The following is a 14,678-nucleotide window of genomic DNA, read 5'->3' as shown; positions in this document are numbered from 1 at the left end:
CGTCCCGCCCCTCCGGGTCCGGCGACGCCTCCACCGACTCCGCCGCCCCCTCCCTGGTCGGCCGGGAGTGGGAGGTCGAGGTCGGCCCGGTCGCCCACGGCGGACACTGCGTCGCCCGTACCCCCGAGGGGCGCGTGCTGTTCGTTCGGCACACCCTGCCCGGCGAACGGGTGATCGCCCGGGTCACCGAGGGACACGAGAAGTCCCGCTTCCTGCGCGCCGACGCCGTCGAGATCCTGGAGGCGTCCAGGGACCGCGTCACCGCGCCCTGCCCCTACGCCGGCCCCGGCCGGTGCGGCGGGTGCGACTGGCAGCACGCCAAGCCCGGTGCCCAGCGCCGCCTCAAGGGTGAGGTCCTCACCGAGCAGTTGAGCCGGCTCGCGGGCATGACCCCCGAGGACGCCCGCTGGGACGGCACCGTCGAGCCCGCTCCCGGCGACAAGGTCCCGGCCGGTGAGGTCCCGGCGTGGCGCAGCCGAGTCCAGTACGCCGTGGACGCCGAGGGACGCGCCGGCCTGCGGCGCCACCGCTCCCACGATGTGGAACCGATCGACCGCTGCCTCATCGCGGCCGAGGGCGTCTCCGAACTGGGCGTCGAGCGCCGGGAGTGGCCCGGCATCGCCTCCGTCGAGGCCATCGCAGCCACCGGCTCCGGCGACCGCCAGGTGGTGATCACCCCTCGCCCCGGCGAGCGGCTGCCACTGGTCGAACTGGACCGGCCGGTGTCGGTGCAGCGGGTGGAGGAGCGCGACGGCTCCGTCCACCGCGTGCACGGCCGCCCGTACGTCCGTGAGCGGGCCGACGACCGCACGTGGCGGGTGAGCGGCGGCGGCTTCTGGCAGATCCACACCCGTGCCCCGGAGGTACTGGTGGACGCCGTGATGCGCGGCCTGTTGCCCCGCAAGGGGGAGACCGCCCTGGACCTGTACTGCGGCGTCGGCCTCTTCGCCGGCGCGCTGGCCGACCGGATGGGGGAGACCGGTGCGGTGCTCGGCATCGAGTCCTCCGCCCGCGCGGTGCGCGACGCCCGCCAGAACCTCGCCGACTTCGAACGGGTCCGCATCGAACAGGGGAAGGTCGAGGGGGTGCTGCCGCGCACCGGCATCACCGAGGCCGACCTCGTCGTGCTCGACCCGCCCCGTGCGGGCGCCGGACGCAAGGTGGTCGAGTTGATCGCCGGACTCGGCCCTCGCCGTATCGCGTACGTCGCCTGCGACCCGGCCGCCCTCGCCCGCGACCTGGCCACTTTCCGCGACCACGGCTACCGCCCCCGCTTCACCCGGGCCTTCGACCTCTTTCCGATGACCCATCATCTGGAGTGCGTCGCGATCCTCGAACCGGCCGCAAAGGCCTCCTGACCTGCGGTTTCGCGCGTGCGCATTATGTGCGTTGTGGGCGTTACGGGCGATATCCTGACGCTCGTGACGCTCATTTGACGCTCGTTCCGACGGTGCGTCAGCTGCCTGATCGTGCAGGTCGTGCCGGGTGGGGGGCGTGCTCCCGCAGGCCGACTTTGCGGAAACTTGAAGCAAATCCGCCCGAGTTCCCGCCGGCGGTTCGACAGGTCGAACCGCCGGGGGAGCGGGCGCTCCTCGGGTTGGCCCGCAGGGCTCCGGTGTTCGGGAAGAGCCTTGGCGCAACTTCCCCTGTGTTCCCCGTGCCCGGGGAGCACAGGGGGAATGGTGGCGGCCCGGGGCCGGGTGGTGGGCCCTCCTCTCGACCCGGGGCGAGAGAGAGGAGGGGGCTGTCGATGAAGCGCGCACAAGGAGCAGGGCATCCCGCTTACGAGGGGAACATGGCCCACCGGTGAATCGGAGACTCCCGTTGCGCGGACCGTCCCCGCTCGCGCGGGGAACACGATATTGGGAAACGCCGGGGCCACCCCCCGCTCGGGCGGGGAACACGTGGACGGTGACGGCCACGCCCGGAATGATGTGTCGGTACCAGACATCGTGGTGGCGGAGCCCGGGAGGGGCGCACGCTTTGTGGTTCCCCGGCGAACCGGAATTGTCGTGGCGCCCCCTGCCACCTCGTGGGCGGCCCCGTGCGGCACGATCTTGCCGCCCCCCGGTACGTCAGGACAGCCGCAGGTCGGGACTGTAGACGTCCAACCAGGTGGCGAAATCCAGGGTCCGCTCCAGACCCAGTCGGGTCAGCCGGTCCATTCCGGCCGCCTCCCGTCCGGTCGCGGTCTCCAGCCAGCCGCGGTCGATCAACAGGAACACCTCGTGGTTCCGGCGGGCCAGCAACTCCTTGGCCTGTTCCTGGAGTTCGGTGAAATAGTACGGGTCCTGGGTGGAGGGGTAGGCGCTCTTGGGTCGCAGGGCGACCGAGTTGGGCAGAACGTCCCTCACGGCGCCGCGCAGCAGACTCTTCTCCCTGCCGTCATAGGTCTTGAACAGCCATGGCGCGTTGTAGACGTACTCCACGATGCGGTGATCGCAGAACGGCACCCGGACCTCCAGCCCGACCGCCATGCTCAGCCGGTCCTTTCGGTCGAGGAGGAAACGCATGAACCGCGTCAGATGCAGGTAGATCATGACCCGCATCCGGTACTCGAAGTCGTCCTCGGGGCCGTCGGTGTCCTGAAGTCGCCGGATCTCGCCGAGCGCGCTCTCATACTGCTCCCGCCGGTACTCCTCCAGTTTCAGATCCGACCAGAGTCCCGGCCGGATGCCGGTGCCGTCCTTGTCGAAAGCGCCGATGTTGAAAACGATCCACGGGAAGGTGCGGGCCTGCTGGATCTCAGGGATGTGCATGTGCTTGTATCCGCCGAAAATCTCGTCCGCCGCCTCGCCGGAGAGCGCGACGGTGGAGCGTTTGCGTATCTCCTTGAAGAGGAGATAGAGCGAGAAGTCGATGTCCCCCATGCTGATCGGCAGGTCACGGGCGGTGATGGTGGCCCGACGGATGTCGGGATCGGCCAGGGCCTTGGCACCGATCACGATGTCGGCGTGGTCGGAACCGACGTGCTCCGCCATCGCCTTGACGAAGGGCGCGTCCACCGCGTCCCGCAACTCGTCGGGCCGGAAGTTCTCGGCCTGGCCGGTGAAGTCCACCGAGAAGGTTCGTACCCGCTCCTCGCCCAGATGGGCGGCGGACAGCGCCGTGAGGGTACCGGAGTCCAGGCCACCGGAGAGCAGTACACAGCGCGGTACATCCGCGACGAGTTGTCGCCGCACCGTGTCGTCGAGCAGCTCGCGGACCGTGGCGACGGTGGTGGCGACATCATCGGTGTGCGGTCGGGTCTCCAGCCGCCAGTAGGTGCGTTCGCGCAGCCCGCCGGAATCGAGGGTGACCAGAGTGCCGGGCTCGACCTGCCGCATTCCCGCCCACAGACAGTGGCCCGGGGTGAAGGCGTAGGAGAGCGATTCCCGGATGCCATCCACGTTGACCACCCGCTGGGCGAGCGGGTTGGCCAATATCGCCTTGGGCTCGGAGCCGAAGAGCAGGCCGCCGGGAACGGGGTGGTAGTAGAGCGGCTTGATCCCCATTCGGTCCCGGATCATCACCAACTTGCGGCTTCGGGCGTCCCAGAGGGCGAAAGCGTACATCCCGTTGAGCCGGTCGACCAGCGTCTCGCCCCACCGCAGGTAGCCGCGTAACACCACCTCGGTGTCGCTGGAGGTTGTGAATCGTTCCCCCTGCCGGACCAGTTCCTCGCGCAGCTCGGTGAAATTGTACGTTTCACCGCTGTATACCAGAGCCACCTCGCCGTCGGGGGTCTGTACTGACATCGGCTGCCTGCCCCCGGGCAGGTCGATCACCGCGAGCCGGCGGTGTCCGAGGGCGGCGTTGCGGCCAACCCAGGTACCGGAGGAGTCCGGACCACGGCAGGCCATGGTCCCGGTCATCGCGTCCAGGGTCTCGCGTTCCCGGGTCAGGTCCCGATCGAACGAGACCCAGCCGGTTATTCCGCACATCTGCGACCTCCCGGGTCGTCGGACTGATTTCGTGGGGCGGGCGGGAGTCAGGCGCCGCGGCGTCGGGGAGGTGCTTCGCTCTCCCCGATGTGCTTGTCGATCCAGGCCGTCAGTGGCGCGGTCGCGGTCCAGATCTCCCGCACTCGCTCGATGGCCTCGCGTTGGTGCATCCACTTCTCCACCGGGTACTCCTTGACCACCACCGCACCCTTCCAGCGCAGGAGTTCGGCGCGCGGGTGGTCGGCCGCGTACCCGGCGGGCACCCGTTTGAGGACCGGCGGCATCCCTGGCCCCACCGGCAGATCCTTTGCGTCGAGCCGCTGGCGGAGCGACTCGAACTCCTTCGCCGCCGCCGGGTCGTTGATCGCTCTACGGAAGCGGGTGATCTGGTCCGGGGCCAGGGCCATCGCCCCGCCGGCCAGCCGCATGTCATCGGCGCTGATCCGCAGGAAGGAACCGACTCCGCCGACCGCCCGATCGCTGGTGGTCACGCCCACCCACGTCTTGTACGGGGACTTGTCCTTGGAGAATCGGACGTCGCGGTGGGGGCGGAAGGTCCGCAGAGGGCCGAACTCGTCCTCCAGATCCGCCATCAGCCGGCGGACCGGTTCCTTAACGTGGGTTTCCCAGACCGTCCGATGGGCCTCCCAGTAGGCTTTGGAGTTGTCGCACTCCAGTCCTTCCAGGAAACTGAACATCTCCGGTGGAAAACCAGTGAAGGACGGAGTTCCGTGCGTCTCCTCCTCAGTCGTCACTTCCGCTGACCTTCCTGTTGTATTCCAGTGCGTCGGACATCCATGTACCGAACGCCTGCTCCGACTCGATGCCGTGGGCGTCCACGATGATCCAGCCCTTGGCCATCTTCTTTCCCTGCATTTCCGGCCAGTCCGCTCCCTCACGCGCGAGAAATTCGTCGGTCCGTCCGGGATCGCACCGCAGCATCATCTGGCCCTCGGCGTTGGCAGTAACCGCCATTTTTCCGTTCACCATAAAGGCGAGACTGCCGAACATCTTCACCTCACGCACCTGCGGCTGATCCGAGAGTGCTTCCCGAATCCGGTCCGCGAGTTCCGCGTCGTAGGCCATGCGTGATCCTTTCTAGGCCGTGGTGTCGAGGCGCAGCGACGGGTCGCCGCTCCACTCGAGGAGGCCGTTGTCGTAGAGCGCGACGTCGGTGATTCCGAGCATCTTCAGGGCAAAGGCGTCGATGGTCGCGTCCACTCCGGCCGCGCAGTACGCGATGACCTTCCCCGCCTTGGTCACACCGGCCTCGTCGAGTCTCGCGGCCAGCTGCCCCTTGCGGAGGAAGCCCCCGGTCACCGGATCGATCAGCGCTCCCGCCGGGACGTTGACGCTGGACGGTATGTGGCCGGAACGTCCGTGTGCCACCGGTACCTCCCCGGCGTGTTGCTCGGGTGAGAGGGCATTGACCAGGCAGACGGTGGGATCCTCGGTCGCCAGCCGCACCTCCTCCAGGCCGACGAACAGTTCCGGACGGGGCCGCGGTACGAAGGTGCCGCGCTCCGGATGCGGTACTTCGGTGGCTACCGGTCGCCGCTCCGCCGTCCATTTGCGCCACCCGCCGTTGAGTACGGCGGCCCTGTCGTGGCCGAGGGAGTGGAGCATCCACCACAGCCGGGTCGCGAAGGCGGTGTGCGCCCGGTCGTAGAGGATCACGGTGTCCTCGCTGCTGATGCCCAGCTCTTCCAGGCGTCCGGCCAACGTCCCGGACTCCGGGATGGCGAAGGGCCGGGGCCGGTCGAGGTCCGCGAGTTCTGTGAGCAGGTCGGCGAATACCGCTCCGGGGATGTGTCCTTCGAGGTAACCGTCCCGGCCGGGGCCCAGGTCGACACCGCCCTCCGGCAGCGGACGGACATTCACCGTGCAGTCCACGATGACCAGGCCCGGCCGGCCCAGGTTCGCTTCGAGCCAGTCGGTCTCGACCAGCGCCGAGTCGAGGGTTCCGTTGGGGTGAGTGGTCATGACGCCTCCTTGGCGGCAGATCCGTCGGGATGAAGCGGGTGGGTCACCGCAGCCGGCCGTTTGCCCGGTTATCCCGCGGCAGGCACGGGCTCCGGGGTGGACTCGGCGACCTGGCCCCGGGGCAGCAGTGCCGTGGCGAGCACGGCGATGAGCAGGGTGCAGCCCGCACAGATCAGGTACGCGGTGTGGGTGGCATCGACGAACGCTTCGTTGACGGTCGGGAGGAATTCCACCGGGCTGATCGGGAGCGCGGCCGGCGCGTCCGGGTCCTCGCCGAGGCCGACGCCGGCCCCGCCGAACCCGTCCGCGATCTCCCGTCCGTCGGTAGCCGGAACGCCCAGGTCGACGAGGGCGTCGACCACCGAGTTCTTGAACCGGCTGATCACCACCGTGCCCAGCACCGCGGCACCCGCGGTGAAGCCCGCGATCCGGGTCGTGTTGATCACCGAGGAGCCCAGGCCCGCCCGCTCCGGCGGCGTGGAGGCCATCACGGCCAGGGTCAGTGGGGCGAACATACAGCCGATACCCCCGCCCACCAGGCCCAGCTTCCACCAGACGTCGGCGAAGCCGCTCGCGGGTTCGACGGTGGTCAGCAGCAGGAAGCCCACGGTCACCAGAACGGCGCCGACGATGATCGGGACACGAGGACCGATCCGTCCGGCCAGGGTGCTGGCGGGCGGGGAGAAGAAGAAGATGCCGAGGGTCAGCGGCAGCAGCCGCAGACCGGCGTCGAGTGCGGAGTGACCCTGCACATTCTGGAAGTACTGGGCCATGAAGAACATCGCGCCCACGATGACGAAGCCGAGCAGTGCGGCGATCGCGCCGGAGGTGGCGAAGGTGCGGTTACGGAACAGGTCGAGCGGCAGCAACGGTTCCCGGCTGCGCACCTCCACCGAGAGGAAGGCGGCGAAGAGCATCACCGAGCCCACGAGCAGACCGACGATCAGCAGCGAGCCCCAGCCCTCGCGTTCGCCCTGGATCAGGCCCATGATCAGGCAGAACAGGGCGCCGGTGATGAGGATCTGACCGGGGATGTCCAGGTGCCGGGCGTTCGGGTTGCGGGACTCGATCAGCCAACGGAAGCCGAGGACCAGGGCCACCGCGCCGATCGGTAGATTGAGCAGGAAGATGGCGTGCCAGCTGAACAACTCGATCAGCACTCCGCCGACCAGCGGACCCAGTGCCAGCGCGACGCCGGAGACGGCGGTCCAGATGCCAATCGCCTTTGCGCGGGAGTGGGCGGTGCTGAAGGTGGAGACCAGCAGGGCGAGGCTCGCCGTCTCGATCGCGGCGGCCCCGATGCCCTGTGTGACCCGGCCGATGATCAGAGTGGTGAAGCTGTCGGCGAACCCGCAGAGCGCGGAGCCGACGACGAAGACGACCAAGCCGCTGAGGAAGACGCGTTTGCGTCCCAGCCGGTCTCCCAGGGTTCCCGTCATCAGCATCAGCGCAGCGAACGGCAGCGTGTAACCGTCAACGGTCCACTGAAGATGGGACATCTGCGCGCCGAGATCCCGCTGGATCTCGGAGAGGGCGACGAAGATGATCGATCCGTCGAGTAGAACCACGAACGAACCCAGACTGGTGATCAGTAGGGTGAGTGTTCTGATGCTGCGAGAATTGGTCTCCATGGTGCGGGAGCTCCCTGAGAGAAGCGGTGCCATCAGTCGGCGACCGGGTGTTCCTGGAACTTCGGGAAGAGGCTCAAAAACTGAGGAGGCACGAGGAAGGGGTGGACATCGACGCGGTCCCAGACCTTGTTGATGATGTAGGGCTCGTTCTTCAGCCACTCATCGATCTCTTCGCGGGTCTCGAAGTCCACGATCAGCACTCCGCCGACCATCTTCCCGGCGCCGTCGAGAATACCCCCTCCGAAGAGGAAGGAACCGTCGGTCATCATTTTCTCGCCGTTACTCATATGAGCAGGTCGGACACTCATTCGGCGTTCGAATGTGCCGGGATCCGTGCTGTCAAATGCTATGACTGCGTAGAGCATTACCGTTCTCCTTTCTGTTCCGGGTCTGTTTCGGGCCGCAGGGTCGGTGCCTTACGGCGAGGGCGGGGGCCGAAGTCACTCGCCGATGCGCTGGCCCCAGACCGAGACGGTGACCGGGGTGTAGAGGACGGTGTCCGAGGGCTGCTGGAGCTGGTCGAAGACGGCCTCGATCTCCTTCTCGCCCATCAACCCGACCTTGGTGATGACCGGGGCGAGCTTGGCCATGCTCAGCGATATGGTCCGCATCTCGGGTGTTCCTGCCTGGACGGCCGTCAGTTGGCAGTCGGTACCCAGCAGCTTCAGCCCGGTGCGCCGGAACGCGGGCAGCAGCTTCATGCCGTACCCGGGGTCGGCGCCGCCGAAGTAGAAGAAGGTCTCCAGCGCCATGGCCGCCCGGGTCAGCAGCGGCGAGGGCGGGTCGACCCGCTGGATGCTGCGAATGTCCGCCTCTTCCACGAGGAGGTAGCCGCCCGGCTTGAGGGCCTTGGCGAACTCGCCCAGCACGCGCTCGCGCTCCGGCAAGTGCATCAGCAGGATTTTGCAGTGGACAAGGTCGTAGGCACCCTCCTCCAGCGGGGTGGTGGTGATGTCCTGCCGCCGCACCTCCAGGTTGGGGGCGGTTATCCCCTCCATGTAGGCGGGTTCGATGTCGATGGCGTGGACCTTGCCGAAATTGCCGACCCGGTTGGACAGCCAGCGGGCGATCGAACCGGTACCGGCACCGACCTCGGCACAGGTCCAGCCCTCGCGGACGCCGATCTCTTCCAGGTAGCGGATGGTGGCGGGGTCGGTCAGGGCCGCGACTTGCTCCAGGCGGACCTTCTCGGGGTCGGTCTCGGGCTCTGCGGTGTGCTGCACGTTCGTCAACTCCTCACTGGGGCCGTGACGTCAGACAGCGTGGTTCGAATACCGGGAGTGACCGGGCGACGGAGCGTCAGACGCCGGTCTCGAAGAGCTTGGGGACCTTCATCGCGAGCATCATGTCGCCCTTGACCTTGAGTTTTCCGGTCATGAAGGCACGCATCGCGTCCTGCCGGCCCTCGGCGATCGCCACCCAGGTCTCGCTGGTGGTGATGAAGGTGGTGTCGGGCTCCGGAACCCCGCCGGGGATCAACCGGCCCTGGCCGTCCACAATCTCGAAGGCCCAGACGCCGGGGTCCTCATCGGTGATCTTCCACTGCAGGGTCCGGGTGATGCCCGCGGCGGCCTCGGTGTTGAACCGGGTCGACAGGGCGGAGAAGAGTTCCCCTACGGTCATGGACATGGATCGGCTCCCTTCTGCCGCAGTCCGCTCAGTCCAGGCCGAGCCGGCGCTGGAGGTCGTGGACCGGCGGGTAGACGTCGAACAGTTGGAGGTAGTTGCCCTCCGGGTCCCTCACCCCGAAGGTGCGGCCGGAGCCCATGTCGACGACCGGTGTCCGGATCTCGTAGCCGCCCTCCTGGGCGGTCTTGTAGGCCGCGTCGGCGTCCTCCACGGTGAAGCCCAGCATCAGTCCGCCGCTGGCCACCGGGATGTCCGCCTGGGTCGGCTTGTCGGCCCGGGTCGCCAGGTCCTGGATGATGATGCTGGTGCTGCGCTTGTGAGAACGCAGCCAGACGAAGTCGCCCTCGGGAGTGGTGAACTGCGGTACGACGGTGAAGCCCAGGAGATCCGCGTAGAAGGCCGTGGCGCGATCTACGTCCTCCGCGAGAATGGTGACCGCGTCAAGGTGTGTGGTGAGCACGGTGGTTGTCCTTCCGGTGGGGTCGGCGTGAAGGGTCGCGGGCTGTGCGTGACCCTAGTGAGGGCGACTTACCGACGGCTTACGCCCTGCGATAGTTCACTCGCGTGGGGGCTCGGCGGTGGAATCAGGTGCGGGGGGCGGCGAAGAAATCCCGGTTGACGGCGATCGCGTCGCGCAGCTCGTCCGGTATCTCCTCCTCGGGGTAGATAGCCTCCACCGGGCAGACCGGTTCGCAGGCGCTGCAGTCGATGCACTCGGCGGGATCGATGTAGAGCTGCGGCTGATCGCCGAAGCCTGTCGTATCGGGGCCGGGGTGGATGGCGTCGACCGGGCACGCCTCCCAGCAGGCGGCGTCCTTCTGCCCGACGCACAGCCGTGTGATCACATAGGTCATCGCAATCTCCTGTCCGAGAGGGGGAGGGGGGTGGTGTCAGCCGGCCTCGGACAGCTGGAGCCCGGTGGCGGCCGGTTCGATCCGTGGCGTACCGGAGACGGTCGCCGTCAGCCGGGCGGGGGTTCCCTGTTCGGTGAGGCCCATGATCGAGGAGAGATTCCGCGGGTTGAAGAACTCGTCCCAGGGGACGGTGTTCTGGATGACGCCGAAAAACTGGTTGACGGCGTCCTGGTTGCCGCGCATCGCCGCCAGCACGTCCTGGAAGCCCTCGTCGAACGGCTCCATGGCGGCGTGGTCCACGATGAAGTCGTACAGCGGCTTCAACGCCACGTTCCGCCGGTACTCGTAGCGGCGGAGCGCCGTCTCCATCGGCATCCGCCCGGAGAATCCGTCGTCCAGGGCGCGGGCGAGCAACTCCGCATCGCGGAAGGCGTCGGTGATGCCCTGGGCGGTGATCGGGTCCTTGTGGACGCCCGCGTCGCCGACCAGCGCCCAGCCGGGGCCGTAGGGTCTGCGGAAGAAGTTTGGTCGGTTCCCCGCCCCCATGATCCGGTGGGCCGGACGGCCGCCCCGAATGCGGGAGCCGAGGCCCGGGGCGATCTCCTCCACCGTCTTCAGGTAGTGGGCGCGCAGGTCACTGCGGAACTCGGCGAAGTCCCGCTCGGGCCGCTCCACGAAGACCGCCGCCTGGCGGTCGTTTGTCGGGAAGGCGATCACGGTGCCGCCGGGGCGGGTGTAGAACTCCAGGCCCGTCAGCTCCACCTCGTCCCAGTAGGTGTAGTAACCGAACGCCTTGGGCGGCACCACGTGGTACTCGTCCGCTCCGACGGATTGGGCCACGATCGACCGAATGCCGTCTGCGCCGACCACCATCCGGGCCCGCTCGGTGATCGGGATACCGCTCGCCCCCTTGCCCCGCACACCCACCACCCGGCCGCTTTCGATGAGCAGTTCGCGGACGGCGAACCCCTCGCGGACCACGGCGCCGGCCGCAGCCGCGGCGTCGACCAGGATCTTGTCGAGAACCGTGCGCTTGGGCGCGTAGAGGGCGGCGAAGCCGTTGTCCACCGGGTAGGGGAAGCCGGTCAGGGTGAAGTGGCCGTAGCGCTCGAAGTCGAGGTCCAGGTCGATGCGGGTGACCGGCGGGGTGCCCGCTGCCTCGACCTGGCCGAGCAGGCCCCAGCGCCGCAACTGGGCGCTGCCCTCGACAGTGATCATATGAGTGGAGACGGTGTCACTGGGGAATGCCACACGGTCCAGCAGGAGCACCTTGTACCCCTGCCGGGCGAGCAGCATGGCGGTGGGTGCGCCGGATACCCGGGCACCGATCACGATGACGTCATACACAGCGGGTCTTCCTTTCTGCCTGATGGGTGCGGGACCGCCCGGCCCGCGGCGGCGCCGCAGCGGTCAGCCGGTGAGCATGTCCTCGATGCGCCGCCGCCAGATCTCGTACGCGGGCAGCACGCTGATGGCCGGGAGGCCGCCGGCGGCCTCCTCGACGATCGCCGCAGCCTCGCTGCCATCGCGCCCGCAGTAGGTCATGCAGGCGAGGTCGGTGTGGGCGGCCCGGTTACCGGCCCTCTCCCGCCCCCAGGCCGCAGTCGCGGCGCCCCGGGCCAACTGCGGACGGTGGGCGGCGGCATGTGTGAGCAAGGAACGGAGCGCCTGCTCATCGCCGCCGCCGCCGTACGCGGATGCCAGTCCGACGCCGCTCCACAGGTCGGCGTGCCGGTGAGCGGGGAAAGCGGTGATCAGTCGCACCACCCGGTCCACGACGCCACCGCTGGAGAACCACAGCGCGCGGCCGACGCCCTGGTCGAAGCAGCGGCCGCCCTGCGGGGTGAGCCGGGTGGGCAGGGCATGGCGCTCGACGTAGCGGCGGCGTCTGAAGAACGCCTCGTGGAAGCCGTAACCGTCGGCCGTCACCCAGCCCAGCAGGGGATCCAGGCCCGCGAGCTGGGACTCGGGGGTGCGCCGCAGCCGGGCGTAGGCCAGGCCCACGCCTACGTAGACCGGGTAGACATGGGCCGCCCCGGGTCCGTCCACGAAGGCGGTCAGCCGTCGCTTCCACGGGGTCACCGCATCCAGGGCGGCCAAGCCCATGCCCGCGCCTTCGTAGGCGAAGCCGGTCAGCTCCGGTTCCACGGCGTCGAGCCGTTGGACCAGGGCCGAGGTCCGCGGGTCCTCCAGCGCGGCGTGGTAGCCCTCCATCAGCGAACGGGCAACCGGCGCGAAGCGCTGCCATGCCTCGGGGGCGAAGCCCGGCCGGGAGAAGACCGCTTCGGCGGAGGGGATACCGAAGAGAGCGCGGCGGGCGCGTCCGGCGGCGGTCACGCTCCGGCCTCCTTCGTCACGGCGCCCCGGTCACCGGACGAGGCCGGGGACCGGGCGCACCATTGACGGCGGATCTCCCGCCGCCACAGCTCGTAGGCGGGGGCCGCGCCCGCCGGGAACGGACCGAGCCCGGCGTCGTGGGCGACGGCGGCTACCTCGGCCGCGCCCGTGCCCCATACCACCTCACAGGCGAGGTCGGTGTGCGGGGCGGGCATCCCCGACTGCTCACGGAAGACGGAAGCCACGGCGGTGCCGACGGCGAGATCGCCGCGGTACTCCCGCGCCGCCTCGGCGAGAACGGCGATGGCGTTCCGGTCCATCACCCCGGCGGCGTAGGCACAGGCCACACCGATACCGCTCCACAGGTCCGGCTGCCGATGCGACGGGAACGTGCCCAGAGTGGCGATGATGCGCTCCACATTGGCACCGGTGGAGAACCACAGGCTGCGCCCGGCTCCCTGGTCGAATGCCCGGGCCGCGTAGCCGTGCAACCGCCGCGGCGGACGGCGTTCCTCGATCACTTTGCGCCAGGAGAAGAAGCCCTCGTGGAAGCCGTAACCGTCCAGCACCAGCCAACGCAGGAACGGGTCCTGACGGGCCAGGAAGCGTGTGGTGCCGAAAGGCAGCCGTGGAAGGACCAGTCCGGCGCCGATGTGGACCAGGCACCGGTAAGGCGCACCGGGTCCGTGGAGGAAGGCGGGCAGCCGCTTCTTGTTCGGGAAGAGAGCGTCGAGCAGGGTCAGCCCCATCCCCGCTCCCTCGTAGGCGATACCACGCAGTTCGGGTTCCACCGCGTCCAGCAGCGGTACCAGACGGTCATGGCCCGGGTTGTCGAGAGTGAGATGGAAGGAGTCCACCAGGGTCCTGGCGACCGGTTCGAAGGTATGCCAGGTGGCATCCATGTCCTGCTGGACGCCAAAGCGTTCCGCGGCCATCTTGGGGAACGACTCGGCGGAGAGCGGGAAGACGGGCTTGAGCAGGGTGCCGAGCGGCAGTCTCATGGCCTATCCCCTCACCGCTGCGGCGGACTTCTCCGGCGACGGCCCGGCGGGAGCGACGGGGACCGACGACTCCCCGGGGTTCCGCTGGTGGCGGCCGTAGAAGAGCTGGAAGAGCGGACTGGCCATCAGGGTGGTGACGATGGCCATGATCACCATGATGGTGAAGAGAGTCGGGGTGATCAGTCCGGCCTGGAGCCCGATGTTGAGCAGGATGAGCTCCATCAGGCCACGGGCGTTCATCAGGCTTCCCAGGGCCAGCGCCTCCCGTTGCGGTTCGCCGTTGAGCCGTGCGGCGAGCCAGCAGGCGCCGCCCTTGCCGAGGATCGAGATCAGAAGGACGAGGGCGGTCACGCCCCACAGCGCGGTGGTGTTGACCAGCCCTATCTGGGTGTTGAGTCCGGAGAAGACGAAGAAGAGCGGTAGCAGCAAGTTGGTGGTCAGCGGCTCCAGGGCGGTGCGCACCCGTTGGGCGAACAGCCCGCGGGGCATCGCCACGCCGAGGACGAAGGCGCCGAAGATGGCGTAGATGCCGATCAGGTCGGTGATCCAGGCGGCGAGCATCAGCAGGGTCAGCACCACGGCCAGCATGGCGGGGCCGACATTGCCCTCCCGCTCCGCGCGGCTTCCCAACCGGGCGAGCTGCCGCCGCCCGAAGGTGAGGACGACCAACCCGTAGACGATCCCGCCGGCGATGGCCAGCACTGCGATCGAGATGTCCTGCTTGATCGAGGCGAGCACCACGGCGAGCAGGCACCAGGAGACCGCGTCATCCGTGGCCGCGGCGGCCAGGGCGATCGTACCCACGGGAGTACCGGTCATCCGGCGCTCGTAGATGATCCGGGCGAGCATCGGGAAGGCGGTGATGCAGACGGCCGACCCCATGAAGAACATGGCCTGCCAGGACGCGATACCGTCCGGGAAGAAGGTGTCGCCCTGTCGGATCAGGACGAGCGCGGCCAGGCAGCCGAGGACCATGGGCGCGCAGATGCCCGCGAAGGAGACCGACAGCGCGCTGGAGATCCGGTGCCGGATCAGCCTCGTGTCGAACTCCAGGCCGATCAGGAACATGTACAGCACCAGACCGACCTGGCTGGCAACGAAGAGGATCGACATCTCCACTCCGTCCGGGAACAGACGCTCCTGCCAGTCCGGCATGAGGACGCCGAAAAGCGATGGGCCGAGCAGAACCCCGGCGATCATCTCGCCGACCACCTGGGGCTGTCCCACCCGACGGGCGAGCAGGCCGACCACACGGCAGGCCGTGAGGATGACGGCGAGTTGCAGAAAGAAGTGAATGGCAAGATCCGAGTGGGCCATGAT

At 68.5% G+C, this 14,678-nt stretch carries 15 protein-coding genes; 1 reads left to right on the top strand and 14 read right to left on the bottom strand.

Annotated features, from left to right (window positions below; genetic code table 11):
• Nucleotides 1–53 precede the first annotated feature (53 nt).
• On the top strand, nucleotides 54–1,358 hold the full coding sequence (locus FOE67_RS00255) for a class I SAM-dependent RNA methyltransferase (RefSeq protein ID WP_182659695.1): 1,305 nt from the start codon (nucleotides 54–56) through the stop codon (nucleotides 1,356–1,358).
• Nucleotides 1,359–2,075: 717 nt separating this feature from the next.
• Here FOE67_RS00255 and asnB read toward each other — a convergent pair.
• The 14 genes from asnB to FOE67_RS00185 form a co-directional block, all read right to left on the bottom strand.
• A complete protein-coding gene (asnB, locus tag FOE67_RS00250; RefSeq protein ID WP_182659692.1) occupies nucleotides 2,076–3,923 on the bottom strand; it encodes an asparagine synthase (glutamine-hydrolyzing) in 1,848 nt (615 codons plus the stop codon).
• A gap of 47 nt (nucleotides 3,924–3,970) precedes the next feature.
• A complete protein-coding gene (locus FOE67_RS00245; protein ID WP_182659691.1) occupies nucleotides 3,971–4,621 on the bottom strand; it encodes a DUF2461 domain-containing protein in 651 nt (216 codons plus the stop codon).
• Between the two features lie 46 nt (nucleotides 4,622–4,667).
• The gene (locus tag FOE67_RS00240; RefSeq protein WP_182659690.1) at nucleotides 4,668–5,009 is read right to left on the bottom strand and encodes a TfoX/Sxy family protein; all 342 of its coding nucleotides are present in this window, start codon (nucleotides 5,007–5,009) and stop codon (nucleotides 4,668–4,670) included.
• Between the two features lie 12 nt (nucleotides 5,010–5,021).
• Nucleotides 5,022–5,906, bottom strand: coding sequence for a sulfurtransferase (locus FOE67_RS00235; protein WP_182659689.1), 885 nt, complete (start codon nucleotides 5,904–5,906; stop codon nucleotides 5,022–5,024).
• Nucleotides 5,907–5,974: 68 nt separating this feature from the next.
• Nucleotides 5,975–7,537, bottom strand: coding sequence for an MFS transporter (locus FOE67_RS00230; RefSeq protein ID WP_182659688.1), 1,563 nt, complete (start codon nucleotides 7,535–7,537; stop codon nucleotides 5,975–5,977).
• 32 nt (nucleotides 7,538–7,569) lie between these two features.
• The gene (locus FOE67_RS00225; RefSeq protein ID WP_182659687.1) at nucleotides 7,570–7,902 is read right to left on the bottom strand and encodes a YciI family protein; all 333 of its coding nucleotides are present in this window, start codon (nucleotides 7,900–7,902) and stop codon (nucleotides 7,570–7,572) included.
• A gap of 75 nt (nucleotides 7,903–7,977) precedes the next feature.
• Nucleotides 7,978–8,760 carry a class I SAM-dependent methyltransferase gene (locus tag FOE67_RS00220; RefSeq protein ID WP_323383916.1) on the bottom strand — a complete coding sequence of 261 codons (783 nt, stop codon included), beginning with the start codon at nucleotides 8,758–8,760 and terminating at the stop codon, nucleotides 7,978–7,980.
• Between the two features lie 76 nt (nucleotides 8,761–8,836).
• Nucleotides 8,837–9,166 carry an SCP2 sterol-binding domain-containing protein gene (locus FOE67_RS00215; RefSeq protein ID WP_182659685.1) on the bottom strand — a complete coding sequence of 110 codons (330 nt, stop codon included), beginning with the start codon at nucleotides 9,164–9,166 and terminating at the stop codon, nucleotides 8,837–8,839.
• 28 nt (nucleotides 9,167–9,194) lie between these two features.
• Entirely contained in the window at nucleotides 9,195–9,626 is a 432-nt protein-coding gene (locus FOE67_RS00210; protein ID WP_182659684.1) for a VOC family protein, read from the bottom strand.
• Nucleotides 9,627–9,750: 124 nt separating this feature from the next.
• Nucleotides 9,751–10,020, bottom strand: a complete 270-nt coding sequence (locus FOE67_RS00205) for a 4Fe-4S dicluster domain-containing protein (RefSeq protein ID WP_182659683.1) — start codon at nucleotides 10,018–10,020, stop codon at nucleotides 9,751–9,753.
• A gap of 36 nt (nucleotides 10,021–10,056) precedes the next feature.
• The gene (locus FOE67_RS00200) at nucleotides 10,057–11,367 is read right to left on the bottom strand and encodes an NAD(P)/FAD-dependent oxidoreductase (RefSeq protein WP_182659682.1); all 1,311 of its coding nucleotides are present in this window, start codon (nucleotides 11,365–11,367) and stop codon (nucleotides 10,057–10,059) included.
• Between the two features lie 63 nt (nucleotides 11,368–11,430).
• Nucleotides 11,431–12,357 carry a DUF1702 family protein gene (locus tag FOE67_RS00195; protein ID WP_182659681.1) on the bottom strand — a complete coding sequence of 309 codons (927 nt, stop codon included), beginning with the start codon at nucleotides 12,355–12,357 and terminating at the stop codon, nucleotides 11,431–11,433.
• Entirely contained in the window at nucleotides 12,354–13,358 is a 1,005-nt protein-coding gene (locus tag FOE67_RS00190; protein ID WP_182659680.1) for a DUF1702 family protein, read from the bottom strand. Before FOE67_RS00190 ends, FOE67_RS00195 begins: the two co-directional genes overlap by 4 nt.
• Before the next feature lie 3 nt (nucleotides 13,359–13,361).
• The gene (locus FOE67_RS00185) at nucleotides 13,362–14,675 is read right to left on the bottom strand and encodes a cation:proton antiporter (protein ID WP_182659679.1); all 1,314 of its coding nucleotides are present in this window, start codon (nucleotides 14,673–14,675) and stop codon (nucleotides 13,362–13,364) included.
• Nucleotides 14,676–14,678 lie beyond the last annotated feature (3 nt).

The organism is Streptomyces calidiresistens (assembly GCF_014141525.1).
Lineage (GTDB): Bacteria > Actinomycetota > Actinomycetes > Streptomycetales > Streptomycetaceae > Streptomyces > Streptomyces calidiresistens.
The sequence above is the reverse complement of the archived record's forward strand: the minus strand, read 5'-3'. Positions and strand labels throughout refer to the sequence as shown.

Excerpts from the sequence above, each read along its gene's own strand:
- asnB (WP_182659692.1), bottom strand. The coding sequence starts at position 3,923 with ATGTGCGGAATAACCGGCTGGGTCTCGTTCGATCGGGACCTGACCCGG.
- FOE67_RS00245 (WP_182659691.1), bottom strand. The coding sequence starts at position 4,621 with ATGTTCAGTTTCCTGGAAGGACTGGAGTGCGACAACTCCAAAGCCTAC.
- FOE67_RS00240 (WP_182659690.1), bottom strand. The coding sequence starts at position 5,009 with ATGGCCTACGACGCGGAACTCGCGGACCGGATTCGGGAAGCACTCTCG.
- FOE67_RS00235 (WP_182659689.1), bottom strand. The coding sequence starts at position 5,906 with ATGACCACTCACCCCAACGGAACCCTCGACTCGGCGCTGGTCGAGACC.
- FOE67_RS00230 (WP_182659688.1), bottom strand. The coding sequence starts at position 7,537 with ATGGAGACCAATTCTCGCAGCATCAGAACACTCACCCTACTGATCACC.
- FOE67_RS00225 (WP_182659687.1), bottom strand. The coding sequence starts at position 7,902 with ATGCTCTACGCAGTCATAGCATTTGACAGCACGGATCCCGGCACATTC.
- FOE67_RS00215 (WP_182659685.1), bottom strand. The coding sequence starts at position 9,166 with ATGTCCATGACCGTAGGGGAACTCTTCTCCGCCCTGTCGACCCGGTTC.
- FOE67_RS00205 (WP_182659683.1), bottom strand. The coding sequence starts at position 10,020 with ATGACCTATGTGATCACACGGCTGTGCGTCGGGCAGAAGGACGCCGCC.
- FOE67_RS00190 (WP_182659680.1), bottom strand. The coding sequence starts at position 13,358 with ATGAGACTGCCGCTCGGCACCCTGCTCAAGCCCGTCTTCCCGCTCTCC.
- FOE67_RS00185 (WP_182659679.1), bottom strand. The coding sequence starts at position 14,675 with ATGGCCCACTCGGATCTTGCCATTCACTTCTTTCTGCAACTCGCCGTC.